The sequence below is a fragment of the Pseudomonas sp. BF-B-30 genome (genome assembly GCF_019956305.1).
GTDB lineage: Bacteria > Pseudomonadota > Gammaproteobacteria > Pseudomonadales > Pseudomonadaceae > Aquipseudomonas > Aquipseudomonas jessenii.
Genome location: NZ_JAHBDG010000077.1, coordinates 137,084 through 161,168, shown reverse-complemented (window position 1 = coordinate 161,168; position 24,085 = coordinate 137,084). Strand labels below are relative to the sequence as shown.

Below are 24,085 nucleotides of genomic sequence, written 5' to 3'. Positions count from 1 at the left end.
TTGCTTGATCTGGCCTCTTCGCGAGCAAGCCCGCTCCCACACTGGTTCTGCGTCGAACACAAAATCTGTGTTTGGTAGAGATCCATTGTGGGAGTGGGCTTGCTCGCGAAAGCGGACTATCAGTCGCCGTAAATGTCGGACTTGAAGTACTTGTCCGAAATCTTCTGATACTCACCACTGGCGCGAATGCCATCAATGGCCGTGTTCAGCTCGCTGACCAACTCGGTGTTGCCCTTGCGCACGGCAATCCCGGCACCCTCGCCCACATATTTCGGATCTTTGAGCTCCGGCCCGACAAAGGCGTAACCCTTGCCTCGCGGCATCGACAGGAAGTCATTCAGTGGAATGGTGTCGGCAAAAATCGCGTCGAGGCGACCGGCGGCCAGATCCATGTAGATTTCTTCGTTGTTGCTGTAGCGCTTGACGTTGATGCCCTTGGGCTCGAACACCTCGGAGGCGTAACGGTCGGTGGTGGTGGCGCGCTGCACACCGACAGTCTTGCCCTTGAGGCTGGCGTACTGGTCATCCACCACCGCACCGTCCTTCATCACCAGACGCGACGAGGTGAAATAGTACTTGTGGGTGAAGTCCACCGACTTCTTGCGATCTTCATTGATGGTCATGGACGACAGCGCCATGTCGATTTTCTTCACCTTCAGGGACGGAATCAGACCATCGAACTCACCTTCGACCCACACACACTTGGCCTTCATCTGTGCGCACAAGGCATTGCCGATGTCATAGTCGAAACCGACGATTTCGCCTTTGTCGGTTTTCGAGGCGAACGGTGGATACGCCGCTTCGATACCGATGCGCAGGGTTTTCTCGGCGGCGAACACAGAGCTGCACGCCAACAGGCTCAGGGCCAGACCGGTAATGAGGGGGAACTTCTTCATGTTCGTTTTCTCGCGGTTGTTGTTGGTTTGGCAAGACAGAAGAAAAAGCTGAAACGGGTGGAAACCTTTTTTGTACTTATAATTCCATACTGGACTTTTATGTATGCATCGTCAATGAGGTAAATGCAGCTCGCGCCGGCCGGTGGTCGGGTGGTGGTTCTGCAAGGTATTGGGTGAGTCGGATGTCCCCTTCGCGAGCAAGCCCGCTCCCACAGGGTTCTGTGTCGTACACAAAATTTGTGTTCAACCAGATCCATTGTGGGAGCGGGCTTGCTCGCGAAGACGGACTAAAGAACGCCGCAGAAACTACTGCTTCCAGCGATCCGCCGCCGCATGATCACTGTCACGCCCCTCGACCCAACGCGGCCCGTCACTGGTGTTTTCTTTCTTCCAGAACGGCGCACGGGTTTTCAGGTAATCCATGACAAAGGCGCAGGCGTCGAATGCCGCCTGACGATGGGCGCTGGCCGCGCCGACGAAGACAATCGGTTCGCCCGGCTCCAGGGCGCCGATGCGGTGCAGCACTTCCAGCTTGAGCAGCGGCCAGCGCTGCTCTGCCTCGATGGCGATCTTGCCCAACGCTTTTTCAGTCATGCCGGGATAGTGTTCGAGGAACATCCCGGCCACGTCGAGGCCGTCATTGAAGTCGCGCACGTAGCCGACAAAACTCACCACTGCACCCACGCCGACATTGGCATCGTGCATGGCGTTGACTTCGGCCCCAGGGTCGAACGCCGTGGACTGCACGCGAATCGCCATGGTTCAGCCTCCGGTCACAGTCGGAAAGAACGCCACTTCATCGCCGTCGCTGACCGGCTCGTCGAGCTGGCACAGGTCTTCGTTGCGGGCGCACATCAGGTTCTGCTCGCTCAACACCTCGGCACCGTCACGTTGGGCCAACAGTGCGCGGACGTCGTCGACGGTGGCGAAGTTGCCTTCTACATTCACCGACTCCAGACCCAACGCTTCACGATAACGGGCGAAAAACTTTACGGTAACGTTCATGACTGCTCCGCCTGGAAATGTCCGCTCTTGCCGCCGACCTTCTCCAGCAAACGCACGCTTTCGATGGTCATGCCACGGTCCACGGCCTTGCACATGTCGTAGATCGTCAGCGCGGCGACGCTGGCGGCGGTCAGGGCCTCCATCTCGACGCCGGTCTGCCCTGACAGCTTGCAACGCGCCACGATGCGCACCGAATCCTCGCCTTCGGCACTGAGCTCGACCTTGACGCCGGTCAGCATCAGCGGATGGCACAGGGGAATCAGATCGCTGGTTTTCTTCGCCGCCTGTATACCGGCAATGCGTGCCACGGCAAACACATCACCCTTGGGGTGGCCGCCACTGACGATCATCTGCAGGGTTTCGGGCAGCATGCGCACCAGCGCTTGAGCGGTCGCCTCACGGAACGTCACGGCTTTTTCAGTGACGTCGACCATGTTGGCGCGACCTTGGGAATCGAGATGAGTCAGCACGGGATTACTCCTGATCAGGAGCGTCGATTGTAAACCTGCGGGTCAATTTTCCGCACGCACGATTATCGGCTCACACAATCCCCCTGTAGGAGCGAGCCTGCTCGCGAAAAACGCAGGGACAACGCGGCCATTCAGGTAGCACGCGTTTTCGTTGACGTCCATCGCGAGCAGGCTCGCTCCTACATTTGGATTTGTGTTGGGTATAAAAAACCGGGCGACCTTGCGGGCGCCCGGTTTCGGTGGACAGTTACAGATGCGATTCGGCGTATTCGGCCAGGATCGAACGTGGTACCCCTTGCAGGGTGATGTGCACCCCGTTCGGGAAGTCCTTGAAGCGTTCAGTGAGGTAGGTCAGCCCGGAGCTGGTCGCGGACAGGTAAGGGGTGTCGATCTGTGCCAGGTTGCCCAGGCACACCACTTTGGAACCGGCACCGGCACGGGTGATGATGGTTTTCATCTGGTGCGGCGTGAGGTTCTGGCATTCGTCGATCAGGATCAGGCTCTGCTGGAAGCTGCGGCCCCGGATGTAGTTGAGGGATTTGAACTGCAACGGCACTTTGCTGAGGATGTAGTCGACGCTGCCATGGGTGCTTTCGTCATCCATGTGCAAGGCTTCGAGGTTGTCGGTGATGGCGCCCAGCCACGGCTCCATTTTTTCCGCCTCGGTACCGGGCAGGAAGCCGATTTCCTGATCCAGGCCCTGCACGCTACGGGTAGCGATGATGCGGCGATAACGTTTGCTGACCATGGTCTGCTCGATCGCAGCGGCCAGCGCCAGGATGGTTTTACCCGAACCCGCGGCACCCGACAGGTTGACCAGGTGGATATCCGGATCGAGCAAGGCGTACAACGCCAGGCTCTGATAGATATCACGCGGCTTGAGGCCCCAGGCTTCCTGGTGCAGCAGCGGTTCCTGGTGCAGGTCGAGGATCAGCAAGCGGTCCTCTTCAATCTCCTTGATCCAGCCGACAAAGCCCTGTTCATCAATGATGAATTCGTTGATGTGCACCGCCGGCAGGTTGTCGATCAATTGCACCTGATGCCAGGTGCGGCCGTGGTCCTGACGGGTTTCAACCTTGCTCACGCGGTCCCAGAAAGAGCCGGTCATGTTGTGGTAGCCATTGGGCAGCAAGGACACGTCATCGACCAGTTGGTCGGTGCTGTAGTCCTCGGCCGCGATTCCGCAGGCGCGCGCCTTGAGGCGCATGTTGATGTCTTTGGTGACCAGCACCACGGGCTTCTTCGGATCGCGCGCGTGCAGGTCGATCAGTTGATTGATGATTTTGTTGTCGTTCAGGTGCTCGGGCAGAATCAGGTTCGGCTCGGCATGCTTGCTCATCAAAATTGACAGCAAACCCTTGGGTCCGCTTTTGCCACGCTGGATCGGCACACCCTGCTCGACGTCCTCGGGTGAGGCATCGCCCAGAGTCTTGTCGATCAGGCGGATGGCCTGGCGGCATTCGGCGGCTACGCTGTGATGCCCGCTCTTGAGCTTGTCGAGCTCTTCAAGCACGGTCATCGGGATCGCGACGTGGTGTTCTTCGAAGTTAAGCAGCGCGTTTGGATCGTGAATCAATACGTTGGTATCGAGTACATAAAGGATTGGCTGGTTGGAAGAAGAGCTACGTCCGTGATCATCCATACTCGGTCACCTTTGTGGGAGCCATTCGACGCAATACCTTGACGGTGCTGCGCCTCGAAGTGACTGCCGAATACACCTGCGGGGACTCAAGTGTTCTGCATACATGCGGGGTCTTGGAAGACGCCACCTGTGTTGCAGGTTTCGGCGGTCTGTCTTCGTAATACTCCAAAACGTGTGACAGAAAAAAGTACTTTGACGCTTTTTTGAAGTTTATTTTGCAGATTGACCAATAGCACTTGGCGGACTGCCATCACCCGTTTAAAGTCGGAAGTCCACCTGCAACGAATCCCCTTCCAAAATTGCCAAAAACCCAATGTTTACGGGGTTTTGTCATTTTCAGCGAAACGCATCCTGGCAATCCTCCCAGCCGATCCCGACAGGCGCCGTTTGCGTGACCAGCCACGGCAACGCCGTTTTCACTGCATCCTGTTTCACATTGAAATTGATCACTCCGTGCCGCCACAGCAGCATCAGGGTCAGCACCCGTTGCGCACTCGGGTTGCCCTTGAGTTTGCCGGCACCATCCTGGGCGTCGATGTCCCACAACGCTACCTGCAACCCCTGAGTCTTGAAGAAGCCTTCGGCATCGGAACGGCGCTGACCGTCGGGCGGACGGAACAGGGGCACGTAGTTCTCCGGCAGCTTGCTCTTGACCAGTTCGGCGCTGCGGCGCACCGAGTCCTGCCAGTCCTGCCAGTGGCTGTGGGAACGGAACTCCCAGCCTTGTACGCCGATGCACTGGCTCGAGTAGGTCGCTTGCAGGTTACTGACCGAATGTTCGGCCAAACGGGCCTGGATGTCCTTGCCGAGGACGAAGAACGTCCCGCTCAGGTTCGACTTGCGCAGGTACTCGGCGACCCAGGCGGTGTTATCCGGTGCGGCGTTGGCCGCGCTGTCGAAGGTCAGCAGAAACAGCCGGTCATGCATCCCGCCGCCGCTGCGCTCATAGTCGCCAAAATGATCGACTTCGCTGCTGGTTTGCGGGAACAAAGCGGCCTTGCGCAACTGTTCGTCCAGGTACTGGGTGTGGAACGCACGGCTCGGCTCGGCCCACTTGATGTAATAGCTGTCTGCGCCGACCTGGAATTTGGCAGCCTGCTCGCGCAAGGTGGGCATGTCTTCGACCAGAAAACAGAAGGAGGCATCCTGGTCGCAACTCTGTTGGGCGAAGTTGTAGTTGGCCAGCAACCGTTGCCACATGCGCTGACGAACCCGGTCGACCGACTCCAGATTGATCGTGCGCAGGCCCAGGCGCTGGGCCAGGGCGGGCTCATTCAGCGACTCGCTGGCCAACAGGACACTGGAAAACATGAGGATCTCGGCCCTGGACGCCACGTCGAACAGTGTCGGGTTGCCGAGTTTCTCCGGCCAGGTGCTGCGATCGAGCGTCGCCACATCGCCCGGAGCCGCGATGGCGCCGAAGCTCAGTAGCCAGATCGAAATGAGAAAAGCGATACGCAATGGGATGTCTCCATAACAAAACCCGCGCGGCACTATAGCTGATCCAGACACACCTCCTGCAGCAACACCGAACCACTGTGGGAGCGGGCTTGCTCGCGAAAGCGGTGTATCAGTCGACATTTTCGCTGAATGTCATACCGCATTCGCGAGCAAGCCCGCTCCCACAAGGGGTTGGTGGCGAACCGGCCATCACCTATGGACGCGATAGCTGGAGTCAACGAGGACAACCCCCTAGAATCGCCGCCACGATTAAAGGAGACGACTTCATGCTGATGGTGATTTCACCCGCCAAGACCCTCGACTATGAAACACCGCCGGCGACCCAGCGCTTCACCCAACCGCAGTACCTCGACCACTCCCAGGAGTTGATCCTGCAATTGCGCGAGCTGACGCCCGCACAAATCAGCGAATTGATGCACGTCTCCGACAAGATCGGCGGGCTCAACGCCGCGCGTTTCGGCAGCTGGACGCCCGCGTTCACCCCGGAAAACGCCAAGCAGGCGCTGCTGGCCTTCAAGGGCGATGTGTACACCGGCATGAATGCGCAGACCCTCAGCGAAGCCGATTTCGATTACGCCCAAAAACACCTGCGCATGCTCTCTGGCCTCTATGGCCTGCTGCGCCCGCTGGACCTGATGCAACCCTATCGCCTGGAAATGGGAACCAAACTGGCCAACGCTCGGGGCAAGGATTTGTATGCCTTCTGGGGCACGCGCATCAGCGAATGGCTGAACGAAGCCCTGGTCGATCAAGGCGATGACGTGCTGCTCAACCTTGCGTCCAACGAGTACTTCTCGGCCGTCAAACGCAACGCCTTGAACGCGCGCATCATCAATACCGAATTCAAGGACCTGAAGAACGGCCAGTACAAGATCATCAGCTTCTACGCGAAAAAGGCCCGTGGCTTGATGAGTCGCTTCGTCATCGAAGAACGCATCAACGACCCGGTCACCCTCAAGCAGTTCGACGTTCAAGGCTATCGCTACAGCGCCGAACAGTCCAAGCCGGACAATCTGGTGTTTCTACGCGATCACGCACCAGAGTGATGCATCCGGTCGGCGCACGACCTCCACAACCCTCGTGCGCCGACCCTTGACTCACTTCAGACTTCCCCGCCATTTCGCCATTTTTTTGGCGCCATAAAAACACCAGCTGATTTTCTAACTTTAGTTTCACTCGACTTCAATCATTTTTTTGCGTAGTGGCACTGACTTTTTTTAACAGTAGTGGCAAAAAACTATCCGACCCAATTATCCGCCTATATATAAAGGGCGAAACGGCAAGTGCTATCAATTTGAGAGCAGTGCCATCTTTCTCAATATTTCAAGAAATTTCAGATTTCGCGATGAGTGGGCTGGAACTATGTCCAAACGCGCCGCTCATACCACCGGTAACGATTCTCGCCGAGCGTGTACGAGATAACTTACGCAGATAAGCGATTCGTGTAGCGAAGTTGTAATATTAACTTGCGCTGACTAATCACCGATTTGGACAACAGCAATCGGACAGGAGATAACGCGGTATGACTATCCCCTACAAGGCCACGACAGCGCCCCTATAAACGTGCTCACCCGAGCACCCAACCGCTTGATCTACGGGCTTTCGGCCTGACATCAGGCGTGCAAGGCCGTTGCGCCTGCATCCTCCGAAAGAGGGATCGGCTGCATAACAGGGCAAATCATAATAACAAGGCCTAGTTGCGCACACCTTGAGTGCATTTATTTAGACACTCGTAACTTATATGCCAGCACAGGGCATTGTCGTGCCTGTAAGGCACACTTGCGAGTGCACTAAAACACGCTGAACACCATTAACTCCGGCCATCTAATGGCTTGATCAATACAGAGGTAATTGCGATGCGCATCAGCATTTTTGGTTTGGGTTACGTCGGCGCAGTATGTGCCGGTTGCCTGTCTGCACGGGGCCATGACGTCGTTGGCGTCGATGTGGCCAAAGACAAGATCGATATGATCAATGCCGGCAAATCGCCGATCGTTGAACCAGGCCTGGGTGAACTTCTGGCCCAAGGCATCCAGACAGGTCGTCTGCGTGGCACCACCAACTTCGCCGAGGCGATTCGCGACACCGACCTGTCGATGATCTGTGTGGGCACGCCGAGCAAGAAGAACGGCGATCTGGAACTGAACTACATCGAGGCAGTGTGCCGCGAAATCGGTTTTGTCCTGCGTGACAAGACCACCCGCCACACCATCGTGGTGCGCAGCACCGTACTGCCGGGTACCGTGGCCAATGTGGTCATCCCGATTCTCGAAGACTGCTCCGGCAAGAAGGCCGGTGTTGATTTCGGCGTGGCCGTGAACCCTGAGTTCCTGCGCGAAAGCACCGCCATCGCCGACTACGACCAGCCGCCAATGACCGTCATCGGTGAATTCGACAAGGCGTCCGGCGACGTTCTGCAATCGCTGTACGAAGAGCTCGACGCACCGATCATCCGCAAGGACATCGCGGTCGCCGAGATGATCAAGTACACCTGCAACGTGTGGCACGCCACCAAGGTCACCTTCGCCAACGAAATCGGCAACATCGCCAAGGCGGTCGGCGTCGACGGTCGTGAAGTGATGGACGTGGTCTGCCAGGACAAGACCCTCAACCTGTCCCAGTACTACATGCGCCCAGGCTTCGCCTTCGGCGGCTCGTGCCTGCCAAAAGACGTGCGTGCCCTGACCTACCGCGCCGGTTCCCTGGACGTGGAAGCCCCGTTGCTCAACTCGCTGATGCGCAGCAACGAATCCCAGGTGCAGAACGCTTTCGACATCGTTTCCAGCCACGACAAACGCAAAGTCGCCCTGCTGGGCTTGAGCTTCAAGGCCGGCACAGACGACCTGCGCGAAAGCCCGCTGGTCGACCTGGCAGAAATGCTGATCGGCAAGGGCTATGACCTGAGCATCTACGACAGCAACGTCGAGTACGCCCGCGTTCACGGTGCGAACAAGGACTACATCGAGTCGAAGATCCCTCACGTCTCGTCCTTGCTGAACTCCGATTTCGACGCGGTGATCAACAACTCCGACGTGATCATCCTCGGCAACCGCGACGAGAAGTTCCGCGCGCTGGTGCAGGAAGTTCCACACGGCAAGCAAGTGATCGACCTGGTCGGTTTCATGTCCAAGGCCACCAGCGTGACTGGCCGGACTGAAGGTATCTGCTGGTAAAGCAGCCGCAAGCTTCAAGCTCCAAGCCGCAAGTTCAAAGCTCCTCGCTTGGGGCTGGAAGCTTGGGGCTTGCAACTGACTTTAGGATTCCGATTATGCACAGGCTAAAACACGGCCTACTCCAGGCCGCCGGTTGGCTGTTCTACCTGAGTTTACTGATGGGCCTCGCCATGGCGTTGCCCGTGTCCACGTTCGACTCCGAGTCGAAGGACTTCATTTTCCTGATTGGCGCCGTGGGTATCTGGCGCTATTCGATGGGTGCCACCCACTTTGTGCGCGGCATGATTTTTCTGTACATCGTCTACCCGCACCTGCGGCGCAAAGTGCGCAAGCTGGGCAAAGCGGCTGACCCGTCCCACGTGTTCCTGATGGTCACCAGTTTCCGCATCGACGCCCTGACCACCGCACAGGTCTACAGCTCGGTGATCCGCGAAGCCATCGACTGCGGCCTGCCGACCACCGTGGTCTGCTCCATCGTGGAAATGTCCGATGAGCTGCTGGTCAAAAGCCTGTGGAAACGGATGAATCCGCCGTCCCGAGTGAAGCTCGACTTCGTGCGCATTCCCGGCACCGGCAAACGCGATGGCCTGGCCTACGGCTTCCGCGCCATCTCCCGGCACCTGCCGGATGATCGCGCCGTGGTCGCGGTGATCGATGGCGACACCGTGCTGGCCGAAGGCGTGGTGCTCAAGACCGTGCCGTGGTTCCAGATGTTCGGCAACGTCGGCGGCCTGACCACCAACGAATTCTGCGAAGTGCGCGGCGGCTACATCATGAGCGAATGGCACAAGCTGCGTTTCGCCCAGCGCCACATCAACATGTGCTCGATGGCCTTGTCCAAGCGCGTGCTGACCATGACCGGCCGCATGTCGGTGTTCCGCGCCACCGTGGTCACCAACCCGGACTTCATCGCCGACGTGGAAAGCGACTCGCTGCAACACTGGCGCCTGGGTCGCTTCAAGTTCCTTACCGGCGATGACAAGTCGAGCTGGTTCAGCCTGATGCGCCTGGGCTACGACACGTTCTACGTGCCCGACGCGGCGATCAACACCGTTGAACACCCGCCGGAAAAGAGCTTCATCAAGGCCAGCCGCAAGCTGATGTTCCGTTGGTACGGCAACAACCTGCGGCAGAACTCCCGTGCCCTGGGCCTGGGGATCAAACGCCTCGGCGTGTTCACTTCGGTGGTGCTGTTCGACCAGCGCGTGTCGATGTGGACCTCGCTGCTGGGCCTGACCGTGGCGTTGATCGCCAGCTTCAAGTACGGCACCGCGTTCATCCTGGTGTACCTGCTGTGGATCGGCATCACCCGGTTCATCCTGACCTTGTTGCTGTCGTGCTCCGGACACCGGATCGGCCCGGCTTACCCGGCGATTCTCTATTACAACCAGATCGTCGGCGCGCTGGTGAAGATCTACGTGTTCTTCCGCCTCGACCAACAGTCCTGGACCCGCCAACCCACGTCTCTGACCCGTAATCTCGCCAGCTTTCAACGTTGGTTCAACACCTGGTCGTCTCGGACCATGACCTTCTCTGCCGGCAGCATTTTTGTCGCCGTGCTGCTGTTGATGGTCTGACCGCCCCCTTATTGAATTAACCAGGAAATCGCCTTTATGAATACCGCCGTCAACGCCAACGTAGTGCATGAATCCGAAGCCCAGCGCCAACACGCCCGAGTGAAAATCCCGGCCAAGTTGCGTTTCTTCGGCCCTGACCGGACGCCGGTCGAAGCCCGGGTGATCGACCTGTCCGCCGGTGGCCTGGCGTTCAACGCCGGTCAATTGCCGCTGAAGATGGGTGACGTGTACAAGGCCCGCCTGCAATTCGTCATCGACAACCTCGGCCTGGCCATGGACGTCGAGTTGCAGGTCCGCTCTTTCGATCGCGAGACCGGACGCGCCGGCTGCCAGTTCCAGAACCTGGAACCACGGGACATCTCGACCCTGCGCCACCTGATCACTTCGCACCTGGCTGGCGACATCGTCAGCGTGGGTGAAATGCTGGCGACCCTGCAGCGCGACAACTTCACCAAGGCGCGCAAGGTCAAGGACGGCGGCCACGGCATGTCCGCGTTCGGACGCCTGAAAGCCGTGACCTTCAGCCTGGGGATCTTCGTTGTCGGCGTGGCCGCATTCGGCTTTGTCTTCAAATCGGTGTACGGCATGTACTTCGTCAGCCACGCCCAGGCCGGTCTGGTCAGCGTGCCGGGCGTGAACATCACCATGCCCCGCGACGGCACCGTGCAGAGCCTGGTGAAAGCCGACGGCGTGGCCGCCAAGGGCGCACCGCTGGCGACCTTCAGCACCAGCATGCTCGACGTGCTCAAGGGCCATCTGGACGAAGACCAACTGCAACCGGCCAAGGTTGAAGAACTGTTCGGCAAGCAGATGACCGGCACCCTGACCTCGCCTTGCGACTGCACCGTGGCCCAGCAAATGGTCGCCAACGGCCAGTACGCCAGCAAGGGCGACGTGATCTTCCAACTGGTGCCGCGTAACAGCGAAGCCAACGTAGAAGCGCGCTTCTCCTATCGCCAGTTCAGCGACGTGCGCCCGGGTACTTCGGTGCGCTTCCAGATCGCCGGCGAGGACAAGAGCCGCACCGGCAAGATCGTCAGCAGCACCAGCCTGAAAAGCGCCGACCTGTCTTCGGACATCCGCGTGCTGATCCAGCCGGACGAAACCCTGGACAGCTCCCTCGCCGGCCGCCCGGTGGAAGTGAACAGCGACCGTGGCCCGAACCTGAACTGGCTGATCGACAAAGCCATGGCTGTCGGTCTTTAAGTCGAGGACATGCCTGTGACTATCACAAAAACTCAAAACACGCCGCAGCCCCTGTGGGAGCGGGCTTGCTCGCGAATGCGGTTTAATATTCAACATCAATGTGGGATGACACACCGCTTTCGCGAGCAAGCCCGCTCCCACATGGGGTCTCTGTGTGCTGTGGCATTGGCGGTGAGCCTGGCCGGCTGCGCCGGCCTGCCCGACCAGCGCCTGGCCAACGAAGCGCTCAAACGTGGCGATACCGCCACCGCCGCGCAGAACTATCGGCAACTGGCAGACCTGGGCTACAGCGAAGCCCAGGTCGGCCTGGCCGATATCCAGGTCGACAGCCGTGACCCGGCGCAGATGAAGCAGGCCGAGGCGACTTACCGCGCCGCGGCCAGCGTTTCGCCGCGCGCCCAGGCACGCCTCGGTCGTCTGCTGGTGGCCAAGCCCGGCTCCACCGAAGCGGAACAACACGAAGCCGAAACCCTGTTGAAAAAAGCCGCCGCGGCGGGCGAAGGCAATACGCTGATCCCGTTGGCGATGCTGTACCTGCAATACCCGCACAGTTTCCCCAACGTGAATGCCCAGCAGCAGATCAGCCAATGGCGCGCCGAAGGCAAGCCGGAAGCGGGTCTGGCGCAGGTGTTGCTCTATCGCACCCAGGGCACCTACGACCAGCATCTGGATGACGTGGAAAAAATCTGCAAGGCCGCGCTCAACACCAGCGACATCTGCTACGTCGAACTGGCCACGGTTTATCAGAAACAGGCCAAGCCAGAGCAACAGGCCGAGCTGATCAAGCAGATGCAAGCGGCTCATGCCTATGGCACCGTTTCGGCGCAGCGCGTCGACAGCGTCGCCCGCGTGCTCGCCGATGCCTCCCTGGGCAAGACAGACGAGAAAACCGCGCAGTCGCTGCTAGAGCCGATCGCACCGGGCTACCCGGCGTCGTGGGTCTCCCTCGCGCAACTGCTCTACGACTTCCCCGAACTGGGCGACGTCGACCAGATGATGAAGTACCTGGACAACGGCCGCGCCGCCGACCAGCCCCGCGCCGAGCTGTTGCTGGGCAAGCTCTACTTCGAAGGCAAACTGGTGCCGGCCGATGCCAAGGTCGCCGAAGCGCATTTCCAGAAAGCCGTCGGCCGTGAAGTCGCTGCCGATTACTACCTCGGCCAGATTTATCGCCGTGGCTACCTGGGCAAGGTCTATCCGCAGAAGGCCCTCGACCATCTGTTAACCGCTGCGCGCAACGGCCAGAACAGCGCCGACTTCGCCATCGCCCAACTGTTTTCCCAAGGCAAGGGCACCAAGCCGGATCCGCTGAACGCCTATGTCTTCAGCCAACTGGCCCTGGCCCAGAACACTCCGCAAGCCACCGAGCTTGCGCAAACAATCCAAACGCAGCTGCCGCCCGACCGGTTGGCCGAGGCCCAACGCCTGTTGAAACAAGAACAGGCCGTGCGCGGTGCCCTGAGCCCGAACACGCCGGAACTGCATGCCCTGCAAGAAGAAGATGGCGAGGAATCCCAATGAAGTTGAATCCATTCATGAAGGCCGGCATCGGCCTGACATTCGCGCTGATCTGGTCTTGCCCGACGCTGGCTGCGATGACTGAAGAAACCAAGAACTTCGGCCTGGACGTAAAAATCACCGGCCAGTCCGAAGACGACCGTGACCTCGGCACCGCTGACGGCGGCGACGTCAACGGCGTCGGTCTCGACCTGCGTCCGTGGGTCTACGGCGAAAGCGGCGCGTGGAGCGCCTACGCCATGGGTCAGGCGGTGACGTCCACCGACATCATCGAGACCGACACCCTGCAACAATCCGATGGCGCCGAGAACACCGACAATGGTGATCGCGAGACCAAGAAAAACTACCTGGCGATGCGTGAGTTCTGGGTCGGCTACAGCGGCTTCACGCCCTACCCCGGCGAGATCCTGAAATTCGGTCGCCAGCGCCTGCGCAATGACGACGGCCAATGGCGCGACACCAACATCGAAGCCCTTAACTGGACCTTCGACACCACCCTGCTGCGCGCCAACGTCGGTATCGCCGAACGCTTCAGCGAGTACCGCACCGACCTCAAGGAGCTCGCGCCAGAGGACAAGGATCGCCTGCACGCTTACGCCGATGCGGCGTACCAGTGGACACCGGGCAACTGGGTGGGCATCCGCGGTCATCACACCCACGACGACGGCAAACTCGACTACGCACAACCGGGCGTGCCGAGCGATTCGCTGGACAAGAAACAGAACGGCGACATCAGCTGGCTCGGCCTCACCGCCGACAGCGACGCCTACAACTGGCGCAATACCAACACAGTCAATTACTGGGGCAGCATCACCGGCATGAGCGGCGACCGCGACACGGTCAATCCGCTGAACGCCGATGGCACCGCTCCCGCACAAGCCAAGCGCAGCGGCGATGTCGATGGCTGGGCCACCGATCTGGGTGTTCGCCTGCGCCTCGATCCGCAATGGCAAGTCGGTGCGGCCTACGCCCGCGCCAGCGAAGACTATGAACAGAACGGTCTGGAAAGTAACCGCTCGAACTACACCGGTACCCGCTCGCGCGTGCACCGTTTCGGCGAGGCCTTCCGTGGCGAAATGAACAACATGCAGAGCGCCACTCTGTTCGGTTCGTGGATGCTCAACGACGAATACGACGCCAGCCTGATCTACCACAAATTCTGGCGCGTCGACGGCAACAAGCCGGTCGGCAGCAACGGCATCGACGCTGTGCAGAACAATACCGATGACGTGACTGGCGCGATCCTCTCCAGTACGTCCCTGCCACTGAACGATGGCGAGAAAGACCTCGGTCAGGAAATGGACCTGGTGGTGACCAAGTACTTCAAGCAAGGCCTGTTGCCGGCTTCGATGAGTCAGGCGATCGATGAGCCTTCGGCCCTGGTGCGCTTTCGTGGCGGCGTGTTCAAGCCAGGCGATGCGTACGGCAAGGAAGTCGATTCGTACATGCACCGCGCGTTCATCGACGTGATCTGGCGCTTCTGATGCACATTGCGAAGGGAGTCTTCCAGATGAATCATCCAGCCCGAAAAGGCTCGATCAGCCTGCTGGCCGGCGCGATGCTGCTGGCCAGTGCGACTGGCTTCGCCAATGTGGAGCCGGCGAAGCCGGCAACCACGGCCAAGGAACTGCAACAGGCCAAGACCTACACCGTCAGCAGCGCACCGACCGCGCCGCTGGAACTGGCCACGCCGAAACTGCCGGACGTTTCCGGCTATACAGCCGAAGCCATCGCCGCGAAGATCGTGCGCAGCAAACCGGGCAAGATCAGCCTGCGCCGGATGATGCAGGAAGACGCCCTGAAGGACTTCATCGGTGGCGACAACAAGATGGCCGAGTGGGTAGTGCGTCAGCACGGCATCCCCCAGGCGATCTTCGTCGACGACGGCTACATGAACCTCAAGGACCTGGCGAAAAAGGTCCCCAAGCAATACTTCAGCGAAACCTCGCCGGGTGTGTTCCTGGCGAAGTTGCCGATCGTGGTCGGTCGCCACGGCATCCTGGAAATCGACAAGCAGACCCAGGAACTGCGCCTGTCCCAGGAGGCCGGCTCGTTCCTGGTCAACGACGGCCAGCTGTTCGTTCGCGATACCAAAATCACTGGCTGGCGCGAGAAGGACAACGGCCCGGCGACGTTCAATTCGCCCAAGGAATTCCGTCCGTTCCTGCTGTCCTGGGGCGGCACCGAGACCTACATCGCCAACAGCAAGATCGCCAGTTTCGGCTACGCCAACAGTAAATCCTACGGCGTGAGTATTTCCCAATACACGCCGAACATGGCCAAGGTGCTCAAGCGTCCTGAGCCGACCGGCTGGATCGTCGGCTCGGAATTCTCGGACATGTGGTACGGCTTCTACTGCTATGAAACCCGCGACTTCGTGGTCAAGGGCAACACCTACAAAGACAACATCGTCTACGGCATCGACCCCCACGACCGTTCCCACGGTCTGATCATTGCCGACAACACGGTGTACGGGACCAAGAAGAAGCACGGGATCATTATTTCCCGTGAGGTCAACGACAGCTTCATCTTCAACAACCGCAGCTACGACAACAAGTTGTCGGGCCTGGTGATCGACCGTAACAGCGTGAACAACCTGATCGCCCACAACGAGATCTACCAGAACCACACCGACGGCATCACCCTCTACGAGAGTGCCGACAACCTGCTGTGGGGCAACAAGGTCGTCAGCAACCGCCGCCACGGCATCCGCATTCGTAACAGCGTGAACATTCGCCTCTACGAAAACGTCGCCATGGCCAATGGCCTGACCGGCGTCTACGGGCACATCAAGGACCTGAGCAACACCGACCGTGACATCAAGCTCGACCCGTTCGACGCCCAGGTGTCGCTGATCGTGGTCGGCGGTGAACTGGCGGCCAACGGTAGCGGGCCGCTGTCCATCGACTCGCCGCTGAGTGTCGAGTTGTATCGCGTGTCCATGCTCGCCCCGACCAAATCCAGCGGCATCAGCTTTTCGGGGATTCTCGGCGAGCGCCAGGATGAAATTCTCGACCTGCTGGTGCGCCAGCAGAAAGCCGTGCTGATCGACCCCGTCGAACGCCAGACCGAAATGCGGGACTGAGGATAATCTTATGCACCCACACTTGATCAAATTACTCAGCCTGTCGGCCTTGACCGCCGGCATTCTCGCCGCCAGCGGTGGTGCTCGTGCCGATGAGGTCAAAGCGCCTAGCTTCACCGCAGAACCGTGCTGCAGCCTGTGCCCGGCCGCCCACGACGCGAAGAACTACACCACCCGTTATCAGCAGAACTTCACCACGCTGGTACAGGCCCAGGGCGACTGGCTGTTCCGTACGCAAGAAGACTTGCGCACCGAATTCGACACCACGCCCGCCGGCTACAAACGCATGAAACAACTGCACGATGCGTTCAAGAGCAAAGGTGTCGAACTGGTCGTGGTCTATCAGCCGACCCGTGGCCTGGTGAACCGCAACAAGCTCAATCCGGCAGAGAAAGCCAGCTTCGACTTCGACAAGGCGCTGAGGAACTACAAGTCCATGCTCGGTCGTTTTGCGCAGATGGGCTATGTCGTTCCGGACCTGTCGCCGCTGACCAACGAGCAACTGCCCGACACCCTGCCCGCCCACGATTTCTACTTCCGTGGCGACCAGCACTGGACGCCGTACGGTGCCCAGCGCACGGCGAAAATCGTCGCCGAGAAGGTCAAGCAATTGCCTGAGTTCGCCGACATTCCCAAGCGCGAATTCGAGACCCACAAGTCGGGTCGCATGGGCAAGACCGGAACATTGCACAACATGGCCGGTCAACTCTGTGGCACCAGCTACGCGATCCAGTACATGGATCAGTTCACCACCGAGCCGAAGGGCGAAGCGGGTGATGGCGATCTGTTCGGCGATTCCGGCAATCCGGAAATCACCCTGGTCGGTACCTCCCACAGCGGCAAGAACTACAACTTCGCCGGTTTCCTCGAAGAGGCCATCGGCGCCGACATTCTCAACGTGGCGTTCCCCGGCGGCGGCCTGGAAGGTTCGATGCTGCAGTACCTGGGCAGCGACGAGTTCCAGAAGAACCCGCCGAAGATTCTCATCTGGGAATTCTCGCCGCTGTATCGCCTCGACCAGGAAACCATCTACCGCCAGATGATGGCGCTGCTGGACAACGGTTGCGAAGGCAAGGATGCACAGATGTCCGGCAGCACCACCCTGAAGCCGGGCAAGAATGAACTGATGGTCAACAGCAAAAACCTGAACCTGCAAAACGGCAGTCACCAGGTCGACATCCGCTTCGCCGACACCTCGGTGAAAACCCTGCAAGCCACCCTCTGGTACATGAACGGACGCCACGAGGACATCAAGATCGACAAACCGGAAACCTCCGATACCGACGGGCGTTTCGCCTTCGAGTTGCGCACGGACGAAGACTGGGCCACGCAGAATCTGCTGGCCGTCGAAATCCAGGGGCCTGAAAACGCCACCACGCCACAGAAAGTCGAAGCGAAAATCTGCAAACGCAACGTATTCCCGAGCGCCGAACAGCGTACTGCTTCGGTCGGGCAATGAGGTCTGCTATGCGAAATCCGATACTTTCAAAATTGTTGGCACCCACCCTGTTAAGCCTGGCGATGTTCGCCGGTGCAGCGCAGGCTGCGGCGCCACTGCGCCCGCCGCAGGGATACTTCGCGCCGATTGAAAAAATCAAAACCGGCGACAAGAGCGAAGGCTGCGATGCGATGCCGACGCCGTACACCGGCTCGCTGCAATTTCGCAGCAAATACGAAGGTTCGGACAAGGCCCGCGCGACCCTGAACGAGCAGTCGGAAAAAGCCTTCCGCGAAAGTACCGCCGACATCACCAAGATCGAGCGAGGCATCAGTAAGCGCGTGATGCAGTTCATGCGTGACGGCCGCCCGGAACAACTGGAGTGCACGCTGACCTGGTTGACCGCCTGGGCCAAGGCCGATGCGCTGATGTCCAAGGACTTCAACCACACCGGCAAGTCCATGCGCAAATGGGCGTTGGGCAGCATGGCGTCGTCGTACATTCGCCTGAAATTCTCCGACTCCCGTCCGCTGGCCAACCATCAGCAAGAGTCGCAGCTGATCGAAGCCTGGTTCAGCAAGATGGCCGACCAGGTGGTCAGCGACTGGGACAACCTGCCGCTCGACCAGACCAACAACCACTCGTACTGGGCCGCCTGGTCGGTGATGGCCACGTCCGTCGCCACCAACCGTCGCGACCTGTTCGACTGGGCAGTGAAGGAATACAAGGTCGGCGCCAACCAGGTCGACGCCGACGGCTACCTGCCCAACGAACTCAAGCGTCAGCAACGGGCCCTGGCCTACCACAACTACGCCCTGCCGCCGCTGGCGATGATCGCCAGTTTCGCCCAGGTCAACGGTGTGGATTTGCGCCAGGAAAACAACGGCGCATTGAAACGCCTGGGTGATCGCGTGCTCGCCGGGGTGAAAGACCCGGATGAGTTCGAGGAAAAGAACGGCAAGGAACAGGACATGACCGACTTGAAGGTCGACTCGAAATTCGCCTGGCTCGAACCGTTCTGCTCGCTCTACACCTGCTCGCCCGAGGTGCTGGCGAAGAAGCACAAGATGCAACCGTTCAAGACCTTCCGCCTCGGCGGTGACCTGACCAAGGTCTACGACCCGGCCAATGAAAAGGGCAGCAAGGGTTCCTAGGACAAACTCAGATCCCCTGTGGGAGCGGGCTTGCTCGCGAATGCGGTCTGACATCCACCAAAGATGTCGACTGACGCACCGCTTTCGCGAGCAAGCCCGCTCCCACACTGGGTCAGTGCAAGACGTTAGTTGAGTGTGATCCCCCCGGATTTCCGTGGGGGGTTTGGGGGGGCCGTTGGCCCTTGACTGTTGGTTCAAACAAGGAGAGATCGGGATGGTTTTTTCGTCCAACGTGTTCCTGTTTTTGTTCTTGCCGATCTTCCTCGGCTTGTACTATCTGAGCGGGCAACGCTATCGCAATTTGCTGCTGCTGATTGCCAGTTACGTGTTCTACGCCTGGTGGCGTGTGGACTTCCTAGCGCTGTTCGCCGGCGTTACGCTGTGGAACTACTGGATCGGCCTGAAAGTCGGTGCCGCCGGGGTCAGGACCAAACCGGCGCAGCGCTGGCTGCTGCTCGGCGTGGCTGTCGACCTGTGCATCCTCGGCTACTTCAAGTACGCCAACTTCGGCGTCGACAGCATCAACGCAATGATGACGTCGGTGGGTCTGGAACCCTTCATCCTGACCCACGTGCTGCTGCCGATCGGGATCTCGTTCTACGTCTTCGAGTCCATCAGCTACATCATCGACGTCTACCGTGGCGACACCCCCGCGACCCGCAACCTGATCGACTTCGCAGCGTTCGTGGCGATCTTCCCGCACTTGATCGCAGGCCCCGTGTTGCGTTTCCGTGACCTGGCCGACCAGTTCAACAACCGCACCCACACCCTCGACAAGTTCTCCGAGGGCTGCACGCGGTTCATGCAGGGTTTCATCAAGAAAGTCTTCATCGCCGACACCCTGGCGGTGGTGGCCGACCACTGCTTTGCCCTGCAAAACCCGAGCACGGGCGATGCCTGGCTCGGCGCCCTGGCGTATACCGCGCAGTTGTATTTCGACTTCTCCGGCTACAGCGACATGGCCATCGGCCTGGGCTTGATGATGGGTTTCCGCTTCATGGAAAACTTCAAGCAGCCGTACATCAGCCAGTCGATCACCGAGTTCTGGCGGCGCTGGCACATCAGCCTGTCGACCTGGCTGCGTGACTACCTGTACATCACCCTCGGCGGTAACCGCAAAGGCACGCTGATGACCTATCGCAACCTGTTCCTGACCATGCTGCTTGGTGGTCTGTGGCACGGCGCGAACATCACCTACATCGTCTGGGGTGCGTGGCACGGCATGTGGCTGGCGATTGAAAAAGCCATCGGCCTGAACACCTCGCCACGCAGTTTCAACCCGATCCGCTGGGCACTGACCTTCCTGCTGGTGGTGATGGGCTGGGTGATCTTCCGCGCGGAAAACCTGCACGTCGCCGGGCGCATGTACGGCGCGATGTTCAGCTTCGGCGACTGGTCGCTGTCAGAACTCAACCAGGCCAGCCTCACCGGTCTGCAAGTGGCGACCCTGATCGTGGCCTACGTGACCCTGGCGTTCTTCGGCCTGCGCGATTTCTACACCAACCAGCCTACGGTCAAGACCAAGCCTGCCGTGAGCGTCGACACCGACGGCCCGGCCGCTGCGACAACGGGAACGATCAAGGCCGTGCCTGGGGATAACCCGGCGAGCATCCACCAGCCAGGCTACACCGTCGGCGTCGAAGCCCAGGTGCAACCGGCCTACTGGACCGCTGACTGGTCGCGTTACGTGATGCGTGCGCTGGTGCTGCTGCTGTTCATTGCCTCGATTCTCAAACTCTCGGCGCAGAGCTTCTCGCCGTTCCTTTACTTCCAGTTCTGAGGGATCTGACCATGACCCGCTCATTACGCATCTTCTACATCGCGCTGTTCCTGGTGACCTTGCTGGTGCTCGGTCTGTGGTCGGTGCGCAGCTTCTTCGGCTTCAGCACCAACGCCGATGCGACTGTGCTCAACGGCCGCTGGAGCAAAGCCGTGGAAACGCACTACGACGACGAGTTCCCGATCAAACGCCTGGGCACCAACCTCTGGGCCGCGCTGGATTTCAAACTGTTCAACGAAGGTCGTCCGGGCGTGGTGCTCGGTCGCGACCAGTGGTTGTACAGCGATGAAGAATTCCACCCGGTAGTCAACGAAGAGCTGAACCTGCAAGGCAACTACGCGCTGGTCGAAGGCGTACGCCAGACCTTGAAGGAAAAAGGCGTGCAACTGGTGATGGCGGTGGTGCCGGCCAAGGTGCGCCTGTACCCGGAACACCTCGGTGAAGTGAAACCGGCGAGCATCCACGCCAACCTCTACAAGGACTTCCACCAGCGCCTGGCCGCCGACCGTATTCCGGCCCCTGACCTGCTCGGCCCGCTGCAACAGGCCAAGCAGAATGGCCAGCAAGTGTTCCTGCGCACCGACACCCACTGGACGCCGCAAGGTGCCGAGATCGCCGCCAACCGTCTGGCCAGGACCATTGCCGACAAGTACCCGCTGAGCGGCGAGCCCCAGCGTTTCGTCACTGAACCTGCCGAAACCATTACGCACAAGGGCGACCTGCGTCTGTTCCTGCCACTGGACCCGCTTTTCGAAAACCTGATGCCTAAACAGGAGCAATTGCAGAAGCGCAATACGGTCGTGGCTGAAGATCAATCCGCCGGTGACGACGCGCTGTTCGCCAACACCGAAGTGCCGGTGGCCCTGATCGGCACCAGCTACAGCGCCAACCCCAACTGGAACTTCGTCGGTGCGCTCAAGCAAGCGCTGAACAGCGACGTGGTCAATTACGCCGAAGACGGCCACGGCCCGATTCTGCCGATGCTCAGCTACCTCAAGAGCGACGCCTTCAAGAACAGCCCGCCACAGGTGCTGATCTGGGAGTTCCCTGAACGATATCTGCCCGTGAACAACGAAATCGGCGACGCCGACCCGCAGTGGGTCGCAGAGCTTAAACAAGCCGGCGCCCGCCAACAAAACGTAGCTGCAAACACTAAATCCGAGACGCCCGACCGGGCGCAAAACTGAAAGAGAGGTACACCATGACTTTCACTACAACTCCTCGTCGTCTCGCTAAAAGCTTTGCCCTGGTTGCCGGCCTCAGCGTGCTGTCGGTACAGGCTTTCGCCGCAGGCGACGCCGCCCTGTACGGCCCGACCGCACCGAAAGGCTCGACCTTCGTGCGTATCTACAACGCCGGCAACGCCGAAGTCAGCGCCACCGTCGGCAGCACCAACCTGAGCGACGTCGCGCCACTGTCCAGCACTGACTTCAGCTTCATGCCGGGCGGCGACTACAGCGCCAAGGTTGGCAGCCAGACCCTGCCGGTGAAACTGGCCGGCGACCACTATTACACCCTGGTCAACAACGCCAGCGGCGCCCCGCAACTGATCGAAGAGCCGCCGTTCAAGAACAAACAGAAGTCCCTGGTACGCGTGCAAAACCTCAGCGACAAGGCGCTGACCCTGAAGACCGCCGACGGTAAGACCGACGTGGTCCCGAACGTTGCGCCCAAGGGTCGCGGCGAGCGTGAAATCAACCCGGTCAAGGTCAGCCTGGCCTTGTACGACGGCACCACCAAAGTCGGCGACGTGAAACCGGTCGCCCTGGAACGCGGTGAAGCCGCGGTGCTGTACGTCACCGGCAGCGGAAGCAGCCTGTCGCCGGTCTGGGTGAAACGCCCGGTGTCGACGCGCTAATGAATTTGCCGGATTGACCCCAATCCCCTTGTGGGAGCGGGCTTGCTCGCGAATACGGATTCACATTCAACGATGATGTTGACTGACCCACCGCTTTCGCGAGCAAGCCCGCTCCCACAGTAGATCGAGTAGTCAATCCGGACACGGAACAAAAACAAGAGTGAAACGACAGAACGCAGTAGCTCTAACCAATCGATTTTCAAGGAGTAAAAACATGATTCCGGTGATCTTGTCAGGTGGTAGTGGCTCACGTCTTTGGCCGCTTTCCCGTAAGCAATTCCCCAAGCAGTTCCTGGCCCTGACCGGCGAACACACCCTGTTCCAGCAAACCCTGGAACGCCTGGTGTTCGAAGGCATGGATTCGCCAATCGTGGTCTGCAACAAGGACCACCGCTTTATCGTCAACGAGCAGTTGGCCGCGCGCAAGCTGGAAACCCAGCGCATCCTGATGGAACCGTTCGGTCGCAACACCGCGCCGGCCGTGGCCCTGACCGCGTTGATGCTGGTCAACGAAGGTCGCGACGAGCTGATGCTGGTGCTGCCGGCGGACCACGTGCTGGAAGACCAGAAAGCCCTGCAACGCGCCCTGGCCCTGGCCACCGTCGCCGCCGAAAACGGTGAAATGGTGCTGTTCGGCGTGCCGGCCACCAAGCCGGAAACCGGTTATGGCTACATCAAGTCGACCAACGACTCGCTGCTGCCTGAAGGCGTCAGCCGCGTCTCGCACTTCGTCGAAAAGCCCGACGTGAAGCGCGCCACCGAGTTCGTCCAGTCCGGCGGTTACTTCTGGAACAGCGGCATGTTCCTGTTCCGCGCCAGCCGCTTCCTTGAAGAACTGAAGAAGCACGATCCGGACATCTACGACACCTGCGTGCTGACCCTGGAGCGCAGCCACCAGGATGCCGACACCATCACCTTCGACGAAGCCACCTTCGCGTGCTGCCCGGACAATTCCATCGACTACTCGGTGATGGAAAAAACCCAACGTGCCTGCGTCGTGCCGCTGACCGCGGGCTGGAGCGATGTCGGCTGCTGGTCGTCGCTGTGGGAAGTCAATGCAAAAGACGCCAACGGCAACGTCACCAAAGGCGACGTGGTAATCCAGGACAGCAAAAACTGCATGATCCACGGCAACGGCAAACTGGTGTCGGTGATCGGCCTGGAAAACATCGTCGTGGTCGAAACCAAGGACGCCATGATGATCGCCCACAAGGACAAGGTCCAAGGCGTGAAGCAGATGGTCAACACCCTCAACGAACAGGGCCGCAGCGAAACCCAGAACCACTGCGAGGTCTACCGTCCGTGGGGCTCCTACGACTCGGTGGACATGGGCGGCCGCTTCCAGGTCAAGCACATCTCGGTCAAACCGGGGGCTTGCCTGTCGCTGCAGATGCACCACCACCGCGCCGAGCACTGGATCGTGGTCAGCGGCACCGCCGAGGTGACCTGTGACGAGAACGTGTTCCTGCTGACCGAGAACCAGTCGACCTACATTCCGATCGCTTCGGTTCACCGTTTGCGCAACCCGGGCAAGATTCCGTTGGAGATCATCGAAGTTCAATCGGGCAGCTACCTGGGCGAAGACGATATCGAGCGGTTTGAAGATATCTACGGGCGCTCGACGCCGGTCGAGCGTGGCGTGTCGGTGAAAACCATCGCGCAGTAACGTTCAGTAAAACAGAAGCCCCCGTCCAGCCTGCTGCGTTCCCTATCCGCAGCAGGCTGGGCGGGGGCTTTTTTGTACTGAGTTTTTGTAGTGCCTTGCCTGGCCCCATCGCGAGTAAGTTCGCTCCCACAGGGTGTTGGGTTGATCACATATTTT

19 protein-coding genes are annotated in these 24,085 nt (G+C 59.7%); 13 read left to right on the top strand and 6 right to left on the bottom strand.

Going from position 1 to position 24,085, the window contains the following annotated elements:
• Window positions 1-119: 119 nt before the first annotated feature.
• The 6 genes from KGB29_RS26660 to KGB29_RS26635 all read right to left on the bottom strand — a co-directional run bounded on the left by KGB29_RS26660 (window position 120) and on the right by KGB29_RS26635 (window position 5,474).
• Window positions 120-896 (bottom strand): ABC transporter substrate-binding protein, encoded by a 777-nt coding sequence (locus KGB29_RS26660; RefSeq protein WP_150814303.1) that lies wholly within the window; start codon window positions 894-896, stop codon window positions 120-122.
• A 306-nt stretch (window positions 897-1,202) separates the two neighbouring features.
• Entirely contained in the window at window positions 1,203-1,655 is a 453-nt protein-coding gene (gene moaE / locus KGB29_RS26655) for a molybdopterin synthase catalytic subunit MoaE (RefSeq protein ID WP_007989960.1), read from the bottom strand.
• A gap of 3 nt (window positions 1,656-1,658) precedes the next feature.
• Window positions 1,659-1,901 carry a molybdopterin converting factor subunit 1 gene (gene moaD / locus KGB29_RS26650; protein WP_150814302.1) on the bottom strand — a complete coding sequence of 81 codons (243 nt, stop codon included), beginning with the start codon at window positions 1,899-1,901 and terminating at the stop codon, window positions 1,659-1,661.
• Entirely contained in the window at window positions 1,898-2,371 is a 474-nt protein-coding gene (gene moaC / locus KGB29_RS26645) for a cyclic pyranopterin monophosphate synthase MoaC (RefSeq protein ID WP_057713392.1), read from the bottom strand. The genes moaD and moaC overlap by 4 nt, the downstream gene beginning before the upstream one ends.
• A 247-nt stretch (window positions 2,372-2,618) precedes the next feature.
• Window positions 2,619-4,013, bottom strand: a complete 1,395-nt coding sequence (locus KGB29_RS26640; protein WP_008050144.1) for a PhoH family protein — start codon at window positions 4,011-4,013, stop codon at window positions 2,619-2,621.
• 336 nt (window positions 4,014-4,349) lie between these two features.
• Window positions 4,350-5,474, bottom strand: coding sequence for a polysaccharide deacetylase family protein (locus KGB29_RS26635; protein WP_150814301.1), 1,125 nt, complete (start codon window positions 5,472-5,474; stop codon window positions 4,350-4,352).
• A gap of 266 nt (window positions 5,475-5,740) precedes the next feature.
• Between KGB29_RS26635 and yaaA the strand changes: the two genes are divergently transcribed.
• The 13 genes from yaaA to KGB29_RS26570 all read left to right on the top strand — a co-directional run bounded on the left by yaaA (window position 5,741) and on the right by KGB29_RS26570 (window position 23,929).
• A complete protein-coding gene (gene yaaA / locus KGB29_RS26630; protein WP_110662493.1) occupies window positions 5,741-6,520 on the top strand; it encodes a peroxide stress protein YaaA in 780 nt (259 codons plus the stop codon).
• 810 nt (window positions 6,521-7,330) lie between these two features.
• Entirely contained in the window at window positions 7,331-8,647 is a 1,317-nt protein-coding gene (locus KGB29_RS26625; protein WP_057713389.1) for a nucleotide sugar dehydrogenase, read from the top strand.
• 95 nt (window positions 8,648-8,742) lie between these two features.
• Window positions 8,743-10,224 carry a mannuronan synthase gene (gene alg8, locus KGB29_RS26620; protein WP_150814299.1) on the top strand — a complete coding sequence of 494 codons (1,482 nt, stop codon included), beginning with the start codon at window positions 8,743-8,745 and terminating at the stop codon, window positions 10,222-10,224.
• A gap of 36 nt (window positions 10,225-10,260) precedes the next feature.
• Window positions 10,261-11,430 carry an alginate biosynthesis protein Alg44 gene (locus KGB29_RS26615; protein ID WP_102671020.1) on the top strand — a complete coding sequence of 390 codons (1,170 nt, stop codon included), beginning with the start codon at window positions 10,261-10,263 and terminating at the stop codon, window positions 11,428-11,430.
• A 9-nt stretch (window positions 11,431-11,439) separates the two neighbouring features.
• On the top strand, window positions 11,440-12,951 hold the full coding sequence (gene algK / locus KGB29_RS26610) for an alginate biosynthesis TPR repeat lipoprotein AlgK (protein ID WP_150814298.1): 1,512 nt from the start codon (window positions 11,440-11,442) through the stop codon (window positions 12,949-12,951).
• Entirely contained in the window at window positions 12,948-14,432 is a 1,485-nt protein-coding gene (locus tag KGB29_RS26605; RefSeq protein ID WP_150814297.1) for an alginate export family protein, read from the top strand. Before algK ends, KGB29_RS26605 begins: the two co-directional genes overlap by 4 nt.
• 26 nt (window positions 14,433-14,458) lie before the next feature.
• Window positions 14,459-16,033, top strand: coding sequence for a mannuronan 5-epimerase AlgG (gene algG, locus KGB29_RS26600; RefSeq protein ID WP_057713384.1), 1,575 nt, complete (start codon window positions 14,459-14,461; stop codon window positions 16,031-16,033).
• Between the two features lie 10 nt (window positions 16,034-16,043).
• Window positions 16,044-17,492 carry an alginate O-acetyltransferase gene (locus KGB29_RS26595; RefSeq protein ID WP_150814296.1) on the top strand — a complete coding sequence of 483 codons (1,449 nt, stop codon included), beginning with the start codon at window positions 16,044-16,046 and terminating at the stop codon, window positions 17,490-17,492.
• Between the two features lie 8 nt (window positions 17,493-17,500).
• Complete coding sequence (locus tag KGB29_RS26590; RefSeq protein WP_150814295.1) at window positions 17,501-18,625, top strand: mannuronate-specific alginate lyase; 1,125 nt, start codon at window positions 17,501-17,503, stop codon at window positions 18,623-18,625.
• A 214-nt stretch (window positions 18,626-18,839) separates the two neighbouring features.
• A complete protein-coding gene (locus tag KGB29_RS26585; RefSeq protein WP_150814294.1) occupies window positions 18,840-20,405 on the top strand; it encodes an MBOAT family O-acyltransferase in 1,566 nt (521 codons plus the stop codon).
• A gap of 11 nt (window positions 20,406-20,416) precedes the next feature.
• On the top strand, window positions 20,417-21,592 hold the full coding sequence (locus KGB29_RS26580; RefSeq protein ID WP_057713380.1) for an alginate O-acetyltransferase: 1,176 nt from the start codon (window positions 20,417-20,419) through the stop codon (window positions 21,590-21,592).
• Between the two features lie 14 nt (window positions 21,593-21,606).
• Entirely contained in the window at window positions 21,607-22,263 is a 657-nt protein-coding gene (locus tag KGB29_RS26575; protein ID WP_057713379.1) for an alginate O-acetyltransferase AlgF, read from the top strand.
• 214 nt (window positions 22,264-22,477) lie between these two features.
• On the top strand, window positions 22,478-23,929 hold the full coding sequence (locus KGB29_RS26570) for a mannose-1-phosphate guanylyltransferase/mannose-6-phosphate isomerase (RefSeq protein ID WP_057713378.1): 1,452 nt from the start codon (window positions 22,478-22,480) through the stop codon (window positions 23,927-23,929).
• Window positions 23,930-24,085: the final 156 nt, after the last annotated feature.